Below are 1,208 nucleotides of genomic sequence, written 5' to 3'. Positions count from 1 at the left end.
CAGCGCTCGGCGGCGCCGGGCGCGGCGGGGGCGCCGGGCACGGCGCCGGCGGCCGCCGAGGCGACGGGCGCGGCTTCAGCGGCCGCCGAGGCGACGGGCGCGGCTTCAGCGACCGGCGAGGCGACGGGCGCGGCTTCAGCGACCGGCGAGGCGACGGGCGCGGCTTCAGCGGCCGGCGCGGCGTCGGGCGCGGTCGGCTCGACACTCGCGGAATCGGCGTGCACGCCGTCCGCCGGCGCAGCGGCCTCGTCGCGCGCGTGCTTCGCTCGACGGCGCGGCACCGTCAGCCGAGCACCGGCATCAGCGCCGAAGCGGGTCTGGCGGCCAGGCCGCGTGGGCGAGCGAGCCGCTCCAGCATCACCGCGGTGTCGGCGAACGGGACCCCGGTGAGGTGAGCGTCGCGCTCCTCGAAGTCGGCGACGATCCCGCGCACCGCGGCCGCGTATCCGGGGCCGTCACCACGCGCGAGCGCGTCGATCGCCACCGCCGTGCGGGTGAAGGCGGGATCCTCCGTCTGCATGCCGGCCGCGGCGTCGACGGCGGCGCCGTCGTCGCCCTGCACGAGCGCGGCGATCGCGAGCGCGTAGCAACCGGGCGGCGAGTCGCACGCGTCCCCGAGTCTCTCACGCACGTAGGCCGCCGCCTCGCCGGCGTGGCCGGCCAGCACTGCCGCCTTCGCCAGCCCGACGAGCCGGCCGAAGCCACGCGGCGGCGCCGCTTCCCACGACGCGCGGTAGCGCTCGGCGGCCGCGGCGAAGCGCTCGCGCGAGACCGCCGCGTCGCCGCGCAACAGCGCCTGCTGCGCGCTCGCCTCCAGCGCGATCGCCTCCCGCAGGAGTGCTCTGTCGTCGGGTGCGGCCACGTCGCGGACCGTATACCCGCTCGGCGCGGGGTGGCAAGCGGCGCGGCGGGATGCGCGGTCGTTTGCTGCTGTCTGTCAGCAGCAGACGACCGGAGTTCCGTCAGGCCTGTCGATCTCTCTCGACTCGATGCGGCTGCGTCGGCTGCTCGCCGGGATCCGCCCGCGCCCACAGCGACCCCCTCGCCGGCGGCTCGGGCTCGCGGGCGGGCGCGGACGGCTCGGGCTCGGCCGCCGGCGGCTCCTCCTCGGCGGCTGGCGCGGACGGCTCGGGCTCGGCGGCCGGCGCCTCCTCCTCGGCGGCAGGCGCCGGCGGCTCCTCCTCGGCGGCTGGCGGGGGGGGCCCCGG

Annotated in this window: 2 protein-coding genes and 1 pseudogene; all 3 read right to left on the bottom strand. The window is 79.2% G+C overall.

Annotated elements, in window-relative coordinates; all coding sequences use genetic code 11:
• A partial coding sequence (locus R7226_RS31475) for a hypothetical protein (RefSeq protein ID WP_318601519.1) occupies positions 1-224 on the bottom strand: 224 nt, incomplete at its 3' end.
• 59 nt (positions 225-283) lie between these two features.
• Complete coding sequence (locus R7226_RS31470; protein ID WP_318601518.1) at positions 284-862, bottom strand: hypothetical protein; 579 nt, start codon at positions 860-862, stop codon at positions 284-286.
• 100 nt (positions 863-962) lie between these two features.
• Positions 963-1,208: pseudogene (locus tag R7226_RS31465) on the bottom strand (hypothetical protein); the annotation flags it as partial.

This window comes from Conexibacter stalactiti (genome assembly GCF_033542075.1).
GTDB lineage: Bacteria > Actinomycetota > Thermoleophilia > Solirubrobacterales > Solirubrobacteraceae > Conexibacter > Conexibacter stalactiti.
Note: the sequence above shows the minus strand (reverse complement) of the source record. Positions and strands in the feature narration are given on the sequence as shown.